The organism is Trichococcus ilyis (assembly GCF_900109135.1).
GTDB classification, from domain to species: Bacteria; Bacillota; Bacilli; order Lactobacillales; family Aerococcaceae; genus Trichococcus; species Trichococcus ilyis.
The window spans coordinates 74,201-92,616 of record NZ_FNYT01000002.1 but is presented as its reverse complement, the minus strand read 5'-3'; the positions used below and the strand labels follow the sequence as shown (position 1 = coordinate 92,616).

The following is an 18,416-nucleotide window of genomic DNA, read 5'->3' as shown; positions in this document are numbered from 1 at the left end:
TATGAAATTATCAACAAGAGATTTGACCCAAATCAGCATCTTTGCAGCTTTAACGTTCGTCAGTTACTTCATCAGCATACCGGTAGGGCCTGTTCCGATCACATTGCAGACATTGTTGGTTTTGCTGACCGGCTTTTTCCTGCGCCCGCGAGCTGCCTTTATGGCGCAAACGTTGCATCTGATCATGAAAGTATTACTGGGCGGCTTCCAATCTTTCTTGAGCCCTAGTTTTGGCTTCGTCTTCGGCTTCATTGCCGCTGCCACATTGATTTCCTATCTTGTCCACAAGAAAGACGGCAATTTGCGCTCTTACGGCGCGGCTGCCATTGCCGGAACGATCGTGATGTATGCGATCGGCTTGCCTTATCTGGCGATGATATTGAACGGTTTCATGGGAAACTCGTTCGGTGTGAAAGAAATCTTCGAAATGGGCATGCTGCTGTTCATCCCCGGGGATATCGCAAAAGGGTTGTTGGCAGTGATCCTTGCAGACCGCCTAAAAGGTCGTGTCCGCGCATTCCAACATTGATTTAGATTTTTCGAAAAAATAAATGTTTCAAAGAGCATCCAAAACCGCCATGTGACGGGATTGGATGTTTTTTTTGGAAATTATCTCGAATTCGTGAATATATAACTTGAAATACATTCCGGGATGTGGCATAATGATATCAAGCTTACGAAATGTAAGTGAGATGGAGGGGCCTCCTTCAATAAAACACTAGTGCTATGGGGGAAAATAATTGGAAAATACATCGATAATATCTCGGGTTGGTAATGCTTTGTTTGGAAGTAAAAATACAGAAGTAAAAACAATAGACGAAAAGGGGAATACAACTATGAAAATCGGAATTATCTCAGGAAGCGTACGTGAAGGAAGAAACTCAGCAGCGGTATCGGAATGGATGCATGATTTTGCCGTAAAACGCAATGACGGCGGCATCGAATACGAAATCGTACCATTGGCAAATTATGACTTGCCTCTATTGGGAGCCAAATTGCCGGAAGACCGTCAAGCAGCAGCCGGAGCGGCGATCCAAGCTTGGTCGGAAAAAATGGCTTCCTTCGACGGTTATATTTTTGTGACACCGGAATACAACCATGCCGTCGGTGGCGCTTTGAAAAATGCCTTGGATTTCCTGAAACCCGAAGTTGCCGATAAAGCAGCCGGATTTGTAGGCTACGGAAGCTTGGGCGGGGCGCGTGCGCACGAAAATATGCGTGTCATCCTTGGCGAGCTGAGCGTAGCGACAGTGCACACAACCGTGAACTTCTCATTGATGACTGATTTCGAGAACATGAGCAATTTTGTGCCGAATGATTACCATGCAAGCAATGCGACTGCGATGCTGGATGAATTGATCAAATGGTCCGGAGCCCTGAAGACAATCCGTTAATAAAACATAGAATGATAAGGAAAGATCGCCCTGCAAGCATGGCGGTCTTTTCGTGTTTTCGGGGAAATGTTTCCTTCATCTTTCGTCCATTGATTTTCTGAAAGTGAGCGTCTATACTGAAACGTACTGAGTATGCAGCAAAAAATGGGAATCAAGTAAGCGATATACATGCAAAAAGCAGTCGGAGGGGATAAAGTGGTTTTGTTGGGAAGTTTGGTCAACAGTGCCGCCATCATTTTGGGTGGCAGCATCGGATTGGTTATTAAGAAAGGGTTGTCGGACAGGTTAGCCAAAGCCGTGATGAACGCTTTGGCGCTCTGCGTCCTTTACATAGGCATCAGCGGCATGCTGAAAGGCGAAAACGTTCTGATCACGATTCTGTCGATGGTATTCGGCACTTTGGTCGGCGAAGGGTTCGATCTGGACAAAAAAATCAAGCAGCTGGGGGATATGGTCGAGCAGAAAGTATCATCTCCTGATGCCGAAATTTCCGTTTCGAAAGGATTTGTGACGGCAAGTTTGCTGTTCTGCGTTGGAGCGATGGCGATCGTCGGCGCTTTGCAGAGCGGGTTGACCGGAAATCATGACACACTCTTCGCGAAGTCCCTCATCGACGGCATCGCAGCCATCGTGATGGCATCCAGCTTAGGCATCGGGGTCTTGCTTTCGGCTGGCCTGATCCTCATCTATGAAGGCGGCATTTCACTTTTCGCGAATATTCTTGCGCCGCTTCTGACGGATAACGTCATCAACGAAATGACGTGCGTTGGGTCGCTTCTGATTGTCGGGTTGGCTTTGAATATGCTGAAACTGACGGAGCTGAAAATCATGAACTATGCGCCCGCTGTCTTTTTCCCGATTCTGTTCGGATTTTTCATTTAAATCCAGTAAAAAGATGTTCCGAAAGGGGCGTCTTTTTTGTATCATGCGGTTTCCTCCATTATAATCGGTATCAAAGAGCGCCAACGGAAAGGGGATAGAATGATGTGCGGACGATATGCGCTTGAAGCAACAAAAAGGGAGCTTTGGGAAAGGTATCTATTGGGAGAAATGGAAGAGGCTGTCGAAGCGCGCCCGGAAATATTTCCCACCAACAGTACCCCGCTGATTTTGCCGGGAAATGAGCTGGTTCATCACAGATGGGGATTTGTGGAGCCTTTCGCGAAGCGCCCTTTGATCAATGCCCGGGCAGAAACCATCCTCGAGAAACCGACCTTCAGCCACTCGTTCCGGACTGCGCGCTGCCTTGTGCCGGCTACCGCATTTTTTGAATGGGAGAAAATCGGCGAAGAAAAGCTGAAACGAAAAATAGCTGTAGCGAATCTCCCGATTTTTTCGATGGCAGGCATTCTGAAAACCTATCAGGATGAGAAAGGAACAGCTTACACGGCTTTTGCCATCATCACGACTGACGCCAATGATCAAATGCGCGTAATTCATGATCGCATGCCGGTGATACTGGAACCCGAAGATGAAGCCATTTATCTGGACAAGAAGGTCGATCCGAAACTGGTCTCGAAGTTGCTGAAGCCGACCAGCCGTCAGCTGCTGATTCAATGACGGATCGATACGCCTTAAAATGAGAATACGCTCATCTGAATTTAATTTTTTCGTTGACATCCTTATCTGATTCTTATAAACTGGAAGCAACAAATAAATGACGTGCGAGGAGTATTTATGCAAACGCAAACAAAAAAACGCAATCCAATCATCAGCTTCGACTTTAGCTACTTTAGATGCTGTTTGTAGACATGTCCGCATGGATGCAAACAATGAACAAAAAGTTTGTTTGTATCTATGAAGGCTGAAGCGTTTTTGCGTGATGTGAAGGGCCCCATAGAGGAAGGAAGAATCTATTTGGGCTGTTGAGTTTCCATAAACTTACTTAGATAAAGCCCATTTGGATATCATATCTGAGTGGGTTTTTGCATATCCGGGATAAACGATTGCTTGCATAAGCAGTTCTCGCACAAAATCAAAAAATAGGGGGAAACGAAATGATTGGAATGGATTGGAAAAAGAAAGTAGCGACAACATTGGCACTGACTTCTGCCTTATTGCTGGGTGCATGCGCCGGCGGTACGGAAGAAGCAGCGGATTCTTCCGCAGCAAGTTCAACCGCTTCAGCGGATGCTGTGCATATCGGCATTCTACAGATCCTTGAGCACGAATCCTTATCGGCTGCACGCACCGGGTTTTTGGAAGTTTTGGAGGAAGCCGGTTACGTTGAAGGCGACAATCTGATTGTGGATTATCAGAATGCCCAAGGCGACCAAGCTAACCTGCAGAGCATGGCTGAGCGTTTGGCCGGCAACAACGATCTCATTTTATCGATCTCGACCCCGGCTTCACAAGCGATAGCGAACGCAGAAAAAGAAAATGCGGTCTTGTTCACTGCCGTAACCGATCCTATCGATGCCGGATTGGTGGCAAGTGCGGAAGAGCCGGGAGCGAACATCACCGGAACAAGCGACCAAGCACCGATGGACAAACAGATCGAATTGCTACTGTCGATTGTGCCTACTGCGGAAACAGTCGGCATCATCTTCAACTCGAGCGAAATGAATTCAGTCGTCCAAAGTGAGCAAGCGAAAGCATTGTTGGAAGCGGCCGGTGTCAATGTCGAAATCATGACGGTCACTTCAACAAACGATGTCCAACAAGTGATGGAATCGTTGGTACAAAAAGTCGATGCGATCTATATCCCGACTGACAACACATTATCCAGCACGATGGCAACCGTCGGCCAAATCGCTATGGAAGCTAAAATCCCGGTCATTCCTGGAGCGACTGAAATGGTCGAAGCTGGCGCATTGGCGACTTACGGAATCGACTTTAAGGAATTGGGTCGTCAAACGGGGGAAATGGCTTTGCAGATTCTTGAAGAAGGCAAACTTCCTTCTGAATTACCGGTACAATTCCCTGAGTCACTGCAATTGGTTATAAATGAAGAAATGGCGAAAGCGCTGGGCATCGATCCAGCCAGCATCAAACTGCCGGAATAAGCTTTTCACACAAAAACGGAGCGGCCTTATCGCGAGGCGGCTCCGTTTTTTGTGTGAACCTCCTTAAGGGGGCCCGAACTCCGGCGAACGGAAGCTTAGCCGGAGTTCGGCCAACATTTGGGTTCTCTTCTCCGATCAGAACAGCATCGCCGGAGAAGCTAGTTAAAGTTGCCGGGGAATTCCGATGAGAAGGTCCCTTACCGGAGCTGCGTCCCAAATCCACGAATCCGCTGCGCTCCTCCGCTTCCCTGATGGCTCGCATAACGCGATTTTGTGAGGAAATGACAAAAGGGTGTTGACAAAAGAAGGTAAGTTGCATAAAATGAGAATACGATAATAAAACTTAACGAAACATTAGAAGGCTACAAAAAAGAGGAGGGGATCGTCGTGGAACAGGCAAACGTATCAGTCAACGGTATCATGGGGACAACCCCTTCTTTCAACAGCTTATTATTATAGCAGGGCTTGGACACTGTGCATTCAGTCGTTTGAGCCCTGCTTGGCATGGACAAATAATGGGGCTGAAGCGATTATTTATTAACCTTCGAAATGCATCCATTATTTGTGGATGCATTTTTTTTCGAAAATTTACTCTTATGATTCTTTAATGAAACCAAAACGAAAAATGAACCGGAGGAAAAGAACATGACCGAAAAACAGTACATTCAATTCTTTGATACGACCCTGCGCGATGGGGAACAGACACCCGGCGTGAACTTCAATACAAAAGAGAAAGTACAGATTGCTTTGCAGATGGAAAAATGGGGGATCGATGTCATCGAGGCGGGCTTCCCGATTTCATCAGAGGGAGATTTTGAGGCGGTGAAGGCGATTGCCGGAGCGGTCAAAAACATGACTGTGGCGGGCCTTGCCCGCTGCAACGAAAAGGATATCGATGCAGCCTACGACGCGCTTAAGGAAGCAGTCGATCCGCAGATCCATATTTTCATTGCTACAAGCCCCGTCCATATGGAATACAAACTGAAGATGACGAAAGAGCAAGTTTTGGATTCGGTCAAACACCATGTGGCCTACGCCAAATCAAAATTCGAAAAAGTCCAGTTTTCGCCGGAAGATGCGACGCGCAGTGATTGGGATTTCTTGGTGGAAGTCGTCAACCTGGCCATCGAAAATGGCGCAACGGTCATCAACATCCCTGACACCGTGGGCTATACCAATCCGACCGAATTCGGCAACCTGTTCAAATATCTGAAACAGAACGTCACAAGATTCGATGACGTGATCTTCTCCTCGCATTGCCATGATGACTTGGGCATGGCAACAGCGAATGCCTTGGCTGCAGTCGAAAACGGCGCGCTGCGGGTGGAGGGAACCATCAACGGAATCGGCGAGCGGGCCGGAAATACGGCCCTTGAGGAAGTGGCAGTCGCTCTGCATATCCGCAAGAACTATTATCAAAAAGAATCCGGCATTGTGCTGAAGGAAACGAAGCGCACAAGCGATCTGGTCAGCCGCCTTTCCGGCATGCCGATTCCGCGCAACAAAGCGGTCATTGGAGGCAATGCCTACGCGCATGAATCCGGCATCCATCAGGATGGTGTGCTGAAGAATCCGGAAACCTATGAAATCATCACGCCGCAACTGGTCGGTGTGGAGGCCAATTCATTGCCGCTGGGTAAACTTTCCGGCCGTCACGCCTTCGTGGATCGGATTGCACAAATGGGTTACGAGATCAGTGACCCGGCAGAAGTCAAGACACTGTTCGCACGCTTCAAGGAATTGGCGGACAAGAAAAAGAATGTAACGGAAGAGGATATCCATGCCCTGATGGTCGGCAAATCGATCGAAGATGAATCGGCCTACGAGTTGAAACGTCTGCAGGTGCAGTTTGTGAAGGACGGCATCCAAGCGGCGATTGTCGGTATCCAGGACAAGGCCAACAAAGATGCGAAGATGCAGGATTCCGCGACCGGATCAGGAAGCATCGAAGCGATCTACAATACCATCAACCGGATCATGGAGCAGGAAATCATTCTGAAGGAATACAACATCGAAGCTATAACGGGCGGTAAAGATGCGCAAGCGGAAGTGCACGTCGTCGTTGAGGATGAAGACGGCAAGAGCTACAACGGCACAGGCATCGATTTTGACGTCCTGACGGCATCCGCGAAAGCTTACATCCAAGCCAGCGGGAAAGCGAAAAATAAACAGACAATAGAAAAAGTATCGGCACATTTCTGATGAGGGGGAAAAAGAAAGATGAATTATACGATTGCAGCATTGCCCGGAGATGGCATTGGACCAGAAATAATGGAAAGCGGCTTGACGTTGCTGGAAACACTCGGAAAAAAATTTCAACATGAATTCAACGTGACGGTTTACCCATTCGGAGGAGCCGGCATCGATGAAACCGGCGATCCGATTCCGCCGCAAACAATCAAAGGCTGTTCGGAGGCCGACGCGATCCTATTGGCCGCAATCGGCGGTCCGAAATGGGAAAAAGCTGAAAAGACGCCGGAAGATGGTCTGCTGCAATTGCGTAAGACATTGGGACTTTTCTCGAACATCCGCCCGATTGCGGTCAGCGACAGCATCGCACACCTGTCGCCGTTGAAGACGGAGCGGGTGAAAGGCACCGACTTCATCGTTGTCCGCGAATTGACTGGCGGTCTTTACTTCGGTCAGCCAAAGCACTGGAATGATGAGGAAGCGACTGACACTTTGTTCTATAAGAAGAGCGAAATCGAACGGATCGTCCGCCAAGCTTTTGACATTGCGATGACGCGCGGCAAAAAACTGACTTCCGTCGACAAAGCCAATGTTTTGGCCAGCAGCAAATTGTGGCGTAAAACCGTCAACGAAATCGCGACAGAGTATCCGGAAGTCACCGTCGATCATCTGTACGTCGATGCGGCTTCAATGAAAATCATCCAGAATCCGACAGCATTCGATGTCATCGTTACGGAGAATATGTTCGGGGACATCCTGAGCGACGAGGCTTCCGTCATCACCGGTTCATTGGGCATGCTGCCTTCCGGAAGCCATGCGGTTTCGGGCCCTTCCTTGTACGAACCGATCCATGGTTCCGCACCGGACATCGCCGGAAAAAATATCGCCAATCCGATGTCGATGATCCTGTCAGTCGCCATGATGCTTCGCCAAAGCTTCCAACTCCATGAGGAGGCGGATACGCTTGAAAAAGCAGCCAACGAGGTGATGGACGCCGGTTTCCTGACGGCCGACCTCGGGGGTACGACAACGACGACAGCATTTACTGAGCAAGTGAAAGCCATTTTGGAAAAGTGAAGGGGAGTACACAGCTATGAGCAGAACACTTTTTGATAAACTTTGGGACAGACATGTCATCACAGGTGAAGCAGGCGAACCGCAATTGTTGTACGTGGACCTGCACTTGATCCATGAAGTCACTTCACCGCAGGGCTTCGATGGCTTGCGCGAAACGAACCGCAAAGTCCGCCGTCCGGACAAAACGATTGCTACGGTAGACCACAATGTGCCTACGGAAGATATCTTCAACATCAAAGACCTGATTTCGAAGAAACAGATCGAAGCGCTGCAGAAAAACTGCGCTGAATTCAATATTCCCTTGATGGATATCGGCACCGCCAATCAAGGGATCGTGCATATGGTCGGACCCGAATTGGGCGCTACCCAACCCGGCAAGATCGTTGTCTGCGGAGACTCGCATACGGCTACGCACGGCGCTTTCGGAGCGATGGCTTTCGGTATCGGCAGTTCGGAAGTGGAGCATGTATTTGCGACCCAGTCGATCTGGCAGAAGAAACCGAAATCGATGGGCGTCAAGATCAGCGGCAAATTGTCCGCTGGCGTATATGCGAAAGACATCATCCTGCACCTGATCGCGACTTACGGGGCGGCTTTCGGAAGCGGCTATGCAATCGAGTTCTATGGGGATACAGTGGAAGCCCTGACGATGGAAGAACGCATGACAATCTGCAATATGTCCATCGAATTCGGTGCGAAAATCGGCATGATGGCACCGGATCAGACTACCTACGATTATCTGCGTGGACGCCGCTACGCTCCGGAAAACATGGAAAAGGCCATCGCTGATTGGGAGACGCTGAAGAGCGACCCGGATGCTGTCTATGATACTTCCATTGCGATTGACGTTTCCGACTTGGCGCCGTATGTCACTTGGGGCACCAACCCAGGCATGGGCGTTCCGTTCGGCGCAAAATTCCCGGAAATCCAGGACAAAAATGACGAACGCGCCTATAACTACATGGACTTGCAGCCAGGCCAAACGGCAGAAGACATTCCCTTGGGTTTTGTCTTCATCGGTTCCTGCACGAACGCGCGCCTGTCCGATCTGATCGAAGCAGCCAAGTATGTCAAGGGCGGCAAAGTGCCTGCTCATATCCAGGCGATGGTCGTTCCGGGCAGTCGGACTGTCCGTGATGCTGCCGCGGAATTGGGCTTGGACAAAATCTTCATCGATGCCGGATTCGAATGGCGCGAACCAGGCTGTTCGGCCTGTTTGGGGATGAACCCGGATAAAGTGCCAGCTGGCGTGCACTGCGCTTCGACTTCCAACCGCAACTTTGAAGGCCGTCAAGGCAAAGGTTCGCGGACGCACTTGGTCAGCCCGGCCATGGCGGGAGCTGCCGCAGTGAACGGAAAATTCGTGGACATCAGAAAGGAAGCTGTGACTTATGGAGCCAATTAAAGTACATAACGGCAAGACCGTTGCCTTGATGAACAACAACATCGACACCGACCAAATCATCCCGAAAGTATTCCTGAAACGGATCGAAAAAACAGGCTTTGGTGCTTTCGTTTTCGATGAATGGCGTTTTCTGAAAAACGGCGATCCGAATCCTGATTTCCCGCTGAACGATGCCGATCGCCAAGAAGCGACGATTTTGGTGACAGGGGACAACTTCGGCTGCGGTTCTTCCCGTGAGCATGCCGCTTGGGCGCTGAAGGACTACCGTTTTCGCGTCATCATCGCCGGCAGCTACAGCGATATCTTCTATATGAACTCCTTGAAGAACGGTTTGTTGCTGATCGAGCTGCCGCAAGAGCAACGCGATGTTCTGGCGCAATTGCCTGCGGACGAAACCATCCAGATCGACTTGCCGAATCAAGTGGTCAGGACCAGCGCAGCCGAGTATCCATTCGCTATCGATCCGACCTGGAAGCATAAATTGGAAAACGGCATCGATGACATCACTGAAACGATGGCTTATGCGGATCAGATTGATGCCTATGAAGCCAAATGGGACAACATTTATGCATAGATAGAAAAGCGAGAATTTTCCTTCAAATGAAGGGAATTTCTCGCTTGTTTTTTTGAAGTGTTGTAAGATGGAGTTGCGCCAAAGTCTGTCAAATATGACGATATGTTGTCGTTGTCGCCAAAAAAACATTATCCTATACGGCTTTGTGTTATAATATCTTGTCTGTCGTTAAGCCCCTATTTGAGGATTTCAGCAGAAAAGGCCCGCAGGATGGATGAATTATATTTCCCTACAGGAGGAATGAATAAGATGAGTAGAGCTTTAATTATTGGTGCCGGTGGCGTTTCCAACGTCGTATGCCATAAATGTGCCCAAAATTCAGAAGTGTTCGAAGAATTTATGATTGCCAGTCGCACAAAGTCGAAATGCGACGAGATCAAAGATCGGATCGAAAGCGGCATTTATGCTGGGCGTTCCAAAATCACGACTGCCCAAGTGGACGCGAACAATGTTCCTGAATTAGTGGCGCTGATCAATGAATACAAACCGGATATCGTGATTAATGTGGCTTTGCCATACCAAGACTTGACCATCATGGATGCCTGTCTTGAAACAAAAACCGACTATGTCGATACAGCGAACTATGAACCGGAAGATACAGCTAAATTTGAATACAAATGGCAATGGGATTACCGCGAGCGTTTCGAAAAAGCCGGCATCACGGCTTTACTGGGATCAGGCTTTGACCCTGGCGTAACGAGCGTGTTTTCTGCCTATGCCCAAAAACACCATTTCGACGAAATCCACACGATCGATATCCTGGACTGCAACGGCGGCGACCATGGCTATCCATTCGCAACCAACTTCAATCCGGAGATCAACATCCGCGAAGTGACCGCGAACGGCAGCTATTGGGAAAACGGCAAGTGGATCGAAACGGAACCGATGGAAATCAAACGCGAATACAATTTCGACCAGGTCGGCAAGAAGGATATGTACTTGCTGCACCACGAAGAAATCGAATCTTTGGCTTTGAACATCAAAGGCATCAAACGCATCCGTTTCTTCATGACTTTCGGCGAAAGCTACCTGACGCATTTGAAGGTACTGGAGAACGTCGGCATGACGTCCATCGAGCCGATCGAATTCGAAGGCAAACAGATCGTTCCATTGCAGTTCCTGAAAGCCGTATTGCCTGACCCAGCTTCTTTGGGGCCGCGCACAAAAGGGAAAACGAACATCGGCAACATCTTCACCGGCATCAAAGATGGCAAAGAGAAGACTTACTACATCTACAACGTCTGCGATCATGAAGAGTGCTACAAAGAAGTCGGCTCGCAAGCCGTCTCCTACACAACCGGCGTCCCTGCGATGATCGGTGCCGCCATGGTCCTGACCGGACAGTGGAAGAAACCGGGCGTCTACAACGTCGAGGAATTCAATCCGGATCCATTCATGGAAGCATTGAACGTCTACGGCTTGCCTTGGCAAGAGGACTTCAATCCTACCTTGGTCGATTAGGAGGTACGGATGGACACAACAATCGATTTTCAAGCCTTGCCGACACCGAGCTATGTGGTGGATGAAGCCTTATTGCAACGCAATCTGGAAATCCTGAAAGCGGTCAAGGATCAGACGGGCTGCAAGATTCTGTTGGCCCAGAAAGCTTTTTCGATGTACCACTTTTACCCCTTGATCGCGGAGTATCTCGATGGCACGACTGCCAGCTCGGTCCACGAAGCGCAACTGGGATATGAGGAATTCGGCAAGGAGACGCATGTCTTTGCGCCGGCTTTCAAGCAGGAAGAAATGGAGGCGCTGCTCCCGATCGTGGATCACATCGTCTTCAATTCCCCACGGCAAGTGAAACTGTATGCCGAGATGGTGAAAAACAGCCCGCGCCCGATCGAAATCGGTCTGCGCGTGAATCCGGAGCTGTCCACCCAGGACCATGCCCTTTACGACCCGGCCAGCCCGTTTTCCCGTTTGGGGACGACGGCAGTGAATTTTGACGAAAGCCAAGTCGAGCTGCTGGACGGCCTGCATTTCCACACGCTCTGCGAACAAGGTTCCGATGCCTTGGAAGCGACTTTGGTCGCTTTCGAGGAGAAATTCGGGAAATACTTGCACGGCATGAAATGGGTGAACTTCGGCGGCGGGCACCACATCACCAAAGAAGGCTACGATATCGCCAAATTGGTGAAGATCGTCAACTACATCAAAGAAAAATATGACGTGCAGGTCTATCTTGAGCCTGGTGAAGCGATCGCGCTGAACGCGGGCTTCCTTGTCGCGACTGTGCTCGAGACGACCTACAACCAGATGAATCTGGCCATTCTCGATACATCGGCCACGTGCCACATGCCGGATGTGTTGGAGATGCCGTACCGCCCGTTCATCATCGGATCGGGTGAAGCGAACGAAAAGACCCATACATATCGTCTGGGCGGTCAGACTTGCCTGGCCGGCGATGTCATCGGGGACTATTCCTTCGATAAGCCGCTCGAACCCGGCGATCGCCTGATTTTCACGGACATGGCCATCTATTCCATGGTGAAGAACACGACCTTCAACGGCATCCAACTGCCGGCCATCGCGGCCCACACGGCCAAGGATGGCACGAAAGTCATCAAAACGTTCGGGTACGAAGATTTCAAATCACGCTTATAGTTTTCAATTGTTCAGGGGCTGCCTCGTTTTCGGGGCAGCCTTTCTTTTTTTCATCATTTGTTTGCAAAGGTTCTGGCCGGAGGAGCGCGGCGGCATGCAAGCTCAGCTCCGGCCAGGATTCCGTTGGCCGGAGAACCCCGGTAGCGATCGGCTCCAACTCCGAGGAAGCCCCGTTCATCGGGGAACGCGATCAGGAATGTTGGCCGATCTCCGGCGAAGCCTGCGTTCACCGGAGAAGAACGCTTTCTGACGAGGTGGACAAAAGTGACAAAGAAGAATGGCTCCGTTATAATCGACTTGTCGAATGTTGCGCAATAGGTCTGCAGGAAGGAGAATGACATGCAAAAGAAAGTGTTGACGTTGGCGCTGGCGGTATTTGGTTTATGGGGCTGCTCCGGTGAGCCTGAGCCGGTTTCAGAGGTCCAATCTGCGCATGCAGCTTCCGAACAAAAGGATGCGGGTGCCGAAAAGGAGGAGCAGACTGTCATTTCCTTCATCGGGGTCGGCGACAATCTGATCCACGATTCCGTCTTCCGCGATGCGGAATTGGCGGACGGCAGCTATGATTTCAAGCCCATCTACGAAAACGTGGCAAAGGATATCGAACAAGCCGATATCGCTTTCCTGAACCAAGAGACGATCATCGCTGGGGATGACTACGCCTATTCCGGTTACCCAGCGTTCAACACGCCTCCTGAAATCGCCCAGGATATGAGCGAGCTGGGCTTTGATCTGGTCAACGGCGCAACGAACCATGCCTTGGATTATGATTATCCCGGCGCCCTCAATTCGCTGGCTGTCTGGAATGAGCAGAAGGACATTGTCTATACAGGGATCTTCGCGAGCGAGGCGGACCGCAATGCAATCCGGACGATCGAAAGGGAAGGCGTCACGTTCTCTTTCCTGGCTTACACTTACGGGACGAACGGCATCGAACCGGACACCACCTACCGTGTTTCGTACTTTGATGAGGAACAGATCCGCCAAGACGTGGCCAAAGCCAAAAGCATCAGTGATGTTGTCATCGTTTCGGCGCATTGGGGTGACGAGAACACGCAGCAGATCAGTGAGATGCAGCGGACGTATGCCAGACTGTTCGCCGATCTGGAGGTAGACGTGGTCATCGGAACGCATCCGCATATCCTGCAGCCGATCGAATGGGTGACGGGAGAGCGCGGCAATGAAACGCTGGTAGTCTATTCTCTCGGCAATTTCGTCGCCCATTCGCTGACGGATTACAACACGCTCGGCGGCATGGTGACCTTTGATTTTGTCGTTGCCGCTGATGAAACGGTGACCGTCGAGAATGTCCGATTTGATCCTACCGTTTCGCATTATGTGGCGGACCGGGGAAATGTCGAGAGCACAAGGCACGATTTCAAAATCTACAAGTTGGAAGATTACACAGAAGAATTGGCCTTAGAGCATGGGCTGAACGGCTACAATGGTTTGGAAATTTCTCCCGAAAATTACCTTGCCATCGCAAAGGCTGTCATCCCAGCCGAAATGTTGGACTAATCCCGGAAGGATAAACGCGGCTGTTCACTAAAGCGGAGCTGAACGCATTCTGTCCCGCGCTCCGACTGAAAAGCATCTCCCCGAGCATTTTTGGGAGTGGATCCTGTATTTATTGCCTCTGACGTTATCCGTTGTGAAACCTGTGGAATGGTGTTAAGATGATTTTGAAAGCGATGACAATGTCTTTGTTTTGAAAGAGGGATGCGCAATGAATAACGAAGTCCATCAACTGATCGAGATTGCTGAAATAGCGATGCTGGCGAACGATTATGCCCGTGCTGAGAAAAAATACATCGATGCTTTATACTTGTTGGATGACCCGAAATCGGAAGAATATCAAAAGGTCGTAGACAAGCTGGCGAAGTGCTATGCGGCGCAGAAAAATTTTGCCGGGGCCAAGGAGTGTCTCGAGGAGCTGTTGTTTTACGCGAAAAAGAACAAAAACTTGGAAAAGGAAGCGGAGTATCTGCATGCTTTGGCGGTGAATACCCGCTGGATGGAAGAATACGATCTGGCAGCATTGATGTGCGAGGAAGAAATCACTTTCCGGCTGACGCATTTCCCCGATGATTATTGCGGATTGGCAAGAAGCTACTGTGAAGCGGCGATGCTGTCTTTGCTGCAACGGAATCCGATCAAGGGAAAAATGAACCTTGATAAGGCAAAGAAATATGCCGACAAGTCCGAAGATGAGGAATGCCGGGCCAGCATCATGCGTGGTCTCGGCGATTACCATTTTACCCTCAATGAATTGGACAGAGCCCACGATTCTTACCGAGAAAGCCATGCCTTGTACATGAAAAATAAAAATTCGGAAGCGGCAGCTGAATTGCAGTTTCGGATGAAGCGTGCAAAGAGCGAAGAATGAACTCTTGGAACGAAAAAAGCAACCCTTTTCCGGGTTGCTTGCGTATTCTATACAAGGGATAGGATATCTTCGGGTGCCTTGAAAATGTGGTCCGCGTCGAAGCCTTCAGTCGTGTGCGAACCCCATTCGGCCAAACCAAACGCGACTGCGGCATTTCGGGCGCATTGGTTGTCATAAATGGAATCGCCGATGTAGATGGCTTCATGTTCGGTAATCCCCAAGCGGCGCAAGCATTCCGTCAATGGTTGTCCGGAAGGCTTGTGCTCTTCGGTGTCGCTTGAAGTGATGATGACATCGAAATAGTCATCCAAGCCGAATGGTGTGATGTTCAACGCGTAGCTCTCTTTCGTTTTGGAGGTGACAATACCCAACAGGTGATTGTTCTCCTTCAACTGACGCAGCGTATCTTCCATTCCGGCAAATATTTGCACGCTGTCGGCATAACTTTTGGATAATGTGCTCCATTTCGGATGCAGCTTGGCAGCTTCTTCGGGAGTGAAACCCAGAGACTGCAGGCCTTCCATGCCTGGGCGGCCGAAAACGGCGCGCATATCTTCCGGTGTAGCCTCTCTGCCTGCGTATTCGCGGAGGACGGCATCCAGGCCTTTGAAAATGGACGCTTCCGTATCCACAATCGTTCCGTCGACGTCAAAAATAAATGTATGAATCATATGTACAGCTCCTTGGGATGTTTCTTGTTATTATAGCACAGCTTGGTTTTGTAATAAAACTACTCTGACTGATGCAAAGGAGTTAAGAAAAGGTTACAATATGCCGTGTTCGTTTGGCAACGGCGTCCATTGGTTATATACTATACCTTTAGGGGCAGAAAATGTTGCTAAAAGAATACGTTCGGCATTGCCGAGTTTTGATAGAGTTAGGGGAATTGAAACATGGCTTTAAATGAAAAAGAATCAAAGATACTGAGCTACATAAAGGAAAATCCTTTCATATCGCAGCAGGATCTGGCTACAAAAATAGGTTTGTCGCGTCCAGCAGTGGCGAACATCATCTCCGGACTGGTAAGACGAGGCTATCTTCTCGGTAAAGCCTACGTGATCAACGACACCAGACCGATCGTCTGCATCGGAGCAGCCTGCATCGATCGCCGCTATTTTGTGGAGGGGGCCCTTGTCCATGGGCAATCGAATAATGTCACCTCGCAGACGTCCATCGGTGGGGTTGCCCTCAGCATCGCTGAGAATCTGGGAAGGCTGCAGGAAGATGTCGTCATGCTTTCTTTGGTCGGAGATGATGCGGAATGGCATACGATCGAAGAAGCCATGCGGCCGTTGATGAGGACATCCGAAGTCGAAATGATCCCTGGATTTTCGACAGGCACCTTCATGGAAGTCATTGATGAAACAGGCAAAATGATCATCGGGCTGGCCGAAATGGATATCTACGAGTACATGCAGCCAAAATGGTTGCTGAAGCATCTGGCGACATTGAAGCGAGCAAAATCCATCATTGTCGATTCGAACTGTCCGAAAGAGAGTGTCGAACATCTGCTTGAAATCGGTTCGAAATACGACATTCCGGTCGCCTTGATCAGCGCATCCGTGCTGAAGCTGTACAACATCCCGGAAAATCTCAAGGGATTGAAGCTGCTGATCACCAAGCATGACGAAACCGAGAAACACTTCGACATCGAAATCACCGATGATGCATCCATGCGGAAAGCTTTACAGCACTGGCTGGACAAAGGGGTGCAGCATGTCATCATCACAAAAAACAGTCAGAGCGTCGGTTATGCCAGCGAAAAATATGGCATGCACATCTATGACCTGAAAAACGGAAATACCGACACCTACATCTGGGGAACGAACGAAGCGCTTTGTGCCGGACTCGTCTACTCCTACCTGAGAACGGAGGATATCACGGAAATGATCCAGACCGGTCTGGTGAATGCCGTGATGTCATCAAAATCGGCTTATAAAGTACGGCCGAACCTTTCGCAAGCTGTGTTGCGCAAAGATGTGAAAGAAATCGGCAAGTTGGAAAGCAGAGAAATCTAGAGTCACTGGAGGAATGCACTGGCATTCCTCTTTTTTTCGTGTTATTTTAATAAATAAACGAACCATTCGAAAGGAAATCCACATGAAACTCATAAAAACTTTGCTGTCATTTCTGTTGTTGCCGCTGATCTTGCTGTTCATTCTCGTTGGTGCCCTGAACTTTTTTTCCGCCCCTGAAGGAAACGGACTGTTCGGATATAAAGGCTATATCGTCACGAGCGGCAGTATGGAGCCGACTTTTTCACCCGGAGATTACCTGATCGTGAAGCAGGAGGATTTTTCGGATTTGGCCGAAGAGGATGTCATTACTTTCACCGAGGACGGGACCATCGTGACGCACCGGATCAAAGCGATGACCGAATCGGGAGCTGAGACGCAAGGGGATGCCAATGGAGCGGCAGACGCAGCGGTTGTCACGGCGAGGACCTATGTAGGGACTCTCCAAGCCATCATCCCCGCATTCGGACAGGTCATCCTGTTCATGCAGAAGCCGTTTGTCTTCCCGGTGTTGGTATTCCTGATGGGAGTTTATGTCATTTTTATCTATTATAAGAGTGATGATGAGGAAGAGCCAGTCGAGTCGGAACATTGAGATAGTCCAATTGAAAGAAGCAGGGTGGCATGTCCGTGGATGCCATCCTGCTTCTTTATTGTATAAATGGCGGATGATTTGCGGTGATATAATGCCCGATCCGGAATTTTTTGAGCAGAAATGCACATATCCTTACGGTGTGATTATGATTTTCTGCTGGCACATCCTGTGGTTTCATAATGTGATACACAAGATCACGACTTGAAGACTAATGTTTGGAAGTTTGCGATAGAACAATTAGTCAAATCGGACTAAAAAAATGAAAGCACATAAAACAAAGCTCTTTTGGAAAATAAAAAAAACAATTTTGTATTTTTTTCTTTAAAACAGAAACTTGTGTTTATTTTGAACAAAAATCGAATGTTTGTCGATTGACGTGCAACCACGGATGTATTATATTAGTTTAGGAAATTAACTAACAAATATACAGCGAAGGGAATTATTATTCACATGAAGAATAAAAAGAAAAAACAACTGCCACTTTTATTGCTTGCACTGCTTTTCATCACTACCGCCGCTTACGGAACGCGCGCTTACTTCACGGATGAAGCAAAGCAAGAAGCAGAAATCAAGCTTACATTGGGTAACCTTGCAATCACAAATGAAACAGAATCTTGGAAATATACAGGGAATGGAAATACTACTGCGGGTTACGTGAAGGACACCGTAATAACTGATGCAAAAGACATGAAGTTTGTTCAGCCTGGAGATAGCTTCACAAGAACATTCAAATTTACAAATACAGGGTCTCTGGATCAAGTGGTGACTCTAAACACTGATATTCTTGAGAAAAATGCAGATGTACAATCACCTTTCACTGTTTCTGTTGGTGATTTAACAAATGACAAGGAGTATACGTTGAAATCTAGAGAAAGCATCACTTTTGATGTGAAAATTGAAGTACCTGCTGATACGCAAGGTGCCTACAATGGAATGGATTCATTCAACGGACCTAACGAATACACGCTTGATTATTTACAAAAAGCTATTACTGTAACAGTAAAACAAACAAACGAACAATAATTCAAATTTTTTCCTGATGCATCCGTTTATGAATTGTATTAATTATGAAAATACCCCCTAACATTTCGCTAGGGGGTATCCTTGGGTTAAAGGAACCAAAGGAAAGGAGAAGGGTAAGGTTTGGTAAACAAAAATGAAATCT

General features: G+C 48.7%; 17 protein-coding genes. 16 read left to right on the top strand and 1 reads right to left on the bottom strand.

Going from position 1 to position 18,416, the window contains the following annotated elements:
* Position 1: 1 nt before the first annotated feature.
* The 13 genes from BMX58_RS01740 (at position 2) to BMX58_RS01675 (ending at position 14,641) form a co-directional block, all read left to right on the top strand.
* Positions 2-529 carry a biotin transporter BioY gene (locus BMX58_RS01740; RefSeq protein ID WP_068621438.1) on the top strand — a complete coding sequence of 176 codons (528 nt, stop codon included), beginning with the start codon at positions 2-4 and terminating at the stop codon, positions 527-529.
* Between the two features lie 307 nt (positions 530-836).
* Positions 837-1,394, top strand: coding sequence for an NADPH-dependent FMN reductase (locus tag BMX58_RS01735; protein ID WP_068621436.1), 558 nt, complete (start codon positions 837-839; stop codon positions 1,392-1,394).
* Between the two features lie 168 nt (positions 1,395-1,562).
* Positions 1,563-2,276, top strand: coding sequence for a DUF554 domain-containing protein (locus BMX58_RS01730; protein WP_239420513.1), 714 nt, complete (start codon positions 1,563-1,565; stop codon positions 2,274-2,276).
* Between the two features lie 99 nt (positions 2,277-2,375).
* Positions 2,376-2,954: an SOS response-associated peptidase gene (locus BMX58_RS01725; RefSeq protein ID WP_084253771.1), complete on the top strand. Its 579-nt coding sequence runs from the start codon at positions 2,376-2,378 to the stop codon at positions 2,952-2,954.
* Between the two features lie 446 nt (positions 2,955-3,400).
* Positions 3,401-4,399, top strand: coding sequence for an ABC transporter substrate-binding protein (locus BMX58_RS01720; RefSeq protein ID WP_068621623.1), 999 nt, complete (start codon positions 3,401-3,403; stop codon positions 4,397-4,399).
* A gap of 645 nt (positions 4,400-5,044) precedes the next feature.
* Positions 5,045-6,601, top strand: coding sequence for a 2-isopropylmalate synthase (locus BMX58_RS01715; RefSeq protein ID WP_068621433.1), 1,557 nt, complete (start codon positions 5,045-5,047; stop codon positions 6,599-6,601).
* 18 nt (positions 6,602-6,619) lie between these two features.
* Positions 6,620-7,666: a 3-isopropylmalate dehydrogenase gene (gene leuB / locus BMX58_RS01710; protein WP_068621430.1), complete on the top strand. Its 1,047-nt coding sequence runs from the start codon at positions 6,620-6,622 to the stop codon at positions 7,664-7,666.
* Between the two features lie 16 nt (positions 7,667-7,682).
* Entirely contained in the window at positions 7,683-9,071 is a 1,389-nt protein-coding gene (leuC, locus tag BMX58_RS01705; RefSeq protein ID WP_068621428.1) for a 3-isopropylmalate dehydratase large subunit, read from the top strand.
* On the top strand, positions 9,058-9,645 hold the full coding sequence (gene leuD, locus BMX58_RS01700; protein ID WP_068621425.1) for a 3-isopropylmalate dehydratase small subunit: 588 nt from the start codon (positions 9,058-9,060) through the stop codon (positions 9,643-9,645). Before leuC ends, leuD begins: the two co-directional genes overlap by 14 nt.
* 249 nt (positions 9,646-9,894) lie before the next feature.
* Positions 9,895-11,106 (top strand): saccharopine dehydrogenase family protein, encoded by a 1,212-nt coding sequence (locus BMX58_RS01695; protein WP_068621423.1) that lies wholly within the window; start codon positions 9,895-9,897, stop codon positions 11,104-11,106.
* Between the two features lie 21 nt (positions 11,107-11,127).
* Positions 11,128-12,255, top strand: a complete 1,128-nt coding sequence (gene nspC / locus BMX58_RS01690) for a carboxynorspermidine decarboxylase (RefSeq protein WP_204243746.1) — start codon at positions 11,128-11,130, stop codon at positions 12,253-12,255.
* Between the two features lie 339 nt (positions 12,256-12,594).
* A complete protein-coding gene (locus BMX58_RS01680; protein WP_068621417.1) occupies positions 12,595-13,773 on the top strand; it encodes a CapA family protein in 1,179 nt (392 codons plus the stop codon).
* A 208-nt stretch (positions 13,774-13,981) separates the two neighbouring features.
* A complete protein-coding gene (locus BMX58_RS01675; protein WP_068621415.1) occupies positions 13,982-14,641 on the top strand; it encodes a tetratricopeptide repeat protein in 660 nt (219 codons plus the stop codon).
* Positions 14,642-14,688: 47 nt separating this feature from the next.
* Here the strand turns inward: BMX58_RS01675 and BMX58_RS01670 are convergent, their stop codons facing one another.
* Complete coding sequence (locus tag BMX58_RS01670; RefSeq protein ID WP_068621413.1) at positions 14,689-15,312, bottom strand: HAD family hydrolase; 624 nt, start codon at positions 15,310-15,312, stop codon at positions 14,689-14,691.
* 222 nt (positions 15,313-15,534) lie between these two features.
* Between BMX58_RS01670 and BMX58_RS01665 the strand changes: the two genes are divergently transcribed.
* From BMX58_RS01665 to BMX58_RS01655, 3 genes are all read left to right on the top strand, one after another.
* Positions 15,535-16,659: a carbohydrate kinase gene (locus BMX58_RS01665; RefSeq protein ID WP_068621412.1), complete on the top strand. Its 1,125-nt coding sequence runs from the start codon at positions 15,535-15,537 to the stop codon at positions 16,657-16,659.
* Between the two features lie 82 nt (positions 16,660-16,741).
* Positions 16,742-17,251 carry a signal peptidase I gene (locus BMX58_RS01660; protein ID WP_068621410.1) on the top strand — a complete coding sequence of 170 codons (510 nt, stop codon included), beginning with the start codon at positions 16,742-16,744 and terminating at the stop codon, positions 17,249-17,251.
* A 450-nt stretch (positions 17,252-17,701) separates the two neighbouring features.
* Positions 17,702-18,274 (top strand): TasA family protein, encoded by a 573-nt coding sequence (locus tag BMX58_RS01655; protein ID WP_068621408.1) that lies wholly within the window; start codon positions 17,702-17,704, stop codon positions 18,272-18,274.
* The last annotated feature ends 142 nt before the right edge of the window (positions 18,275-18,416 follow it).

Coding starts and splice junctions, on each gene's coding strand:
- BMX58_RS01740 (WP_068621438.1), top strand. CDS start 2: ATGAAATTATCAACAAGAGATTTGACCCAAATCAGCATCTTTGCAGCT.
- BMX58_RS01735 (WP_068621436.1), top strand. CDS start 837: ATGAAAATCGGAATTATCTCAGGAAGCGTACGTGAAGGAAGAAACTCA.
- BMX58_RS01730 (WP_239420513.1), top strand. CDS start 1,563: ATGCAAAAAGCAGTCGGAGGGGATAAAGTGGTTTTGTTGGGAAGTTTG.
- BMX58_RS01725 (WP_084253771.1), top strand. CDS start 2,376: ATGATGTGCGGACGATATGCGCTTGAAGCAACAAAAAGGGAGCTTTGG.
- BMX58_RS01720 (WP_068621623.1), top strand. CDS start 3,401: ATGGATTGGAAAAAGAAAGTAGCGACAACATTGGCACTGACTTCTGCC.
- BMX58_RS01715 (WP_068621433.1), top strand. CDS start 5,045: ATGACCGAAAAACAGTACATTCAATTCTTTGATACGACCCTGCGCGAT.
- leuB (WP_068621430.1), top strand. CDS start 6,620: ATGAATTATACGATTGCAGCATTGCCCGGAGATGGCATTGGACCAGAA.
- leuC (WP_068621428.1), top strand. CDS start 7,683: ATGAGCAGAACACTTTTTGATAAACTTTGGGACAGACATGTCATCACA.
- leuD (WP_068621425.1), top strand. CDS start 9,058: ATGGAGCCAATTAAAGTACATAACGGCAAGACCGTTGCCTTGATGAAC.
- BMX58_RS01695 (WP_068621423.1), top strand. CDS start 9,895: ATGAGTAGAGCTTTAATTATTGGTGCCGGTGGCGTTTCCAACGTCGTA.
- BMX58_RS01680 (WP_068621417.1), top strand. CDS start 12,595: ATGCAAAAGAAAGTGTTGACGTTGGCGCTGGCGGTATTTGGTTTATGG.
- BMX58_RS01675 (WP_068621415.1), top strand. CDS start 13,982: ATGAATAACGAAGTCCATCAACTGATCGAGATTGCTGAAATAGCGATG.
- BMX58_RS01670 (WP_068621413.1), bottom strand. CDS start 15,312: ATGATTCATACATTTATTTTTGACGTCGACGGAACGATTGTGGATACG.
- BMX58_RS01665 (WP_068621412.1), top strand. CDS start 15,535: ATGGCTTTAAATGAAAAAGAATCAAAGATACTGAGCTACATAAAGGAA.
- BMX58_RS01660 (WP_068621410.1), top strand. CDS start 16,742: ATGAAACTCATAAAAACTTTGCTGTCATTTCTGTTGTTGCCGCTGATC.
- BMX58_RS01655 (WP_068621408.1), top strand. CDS start 17,702: ATGAAGAATAAAAAGAAAAAACAACTGCCACTTTTATTGCTTGCACTG.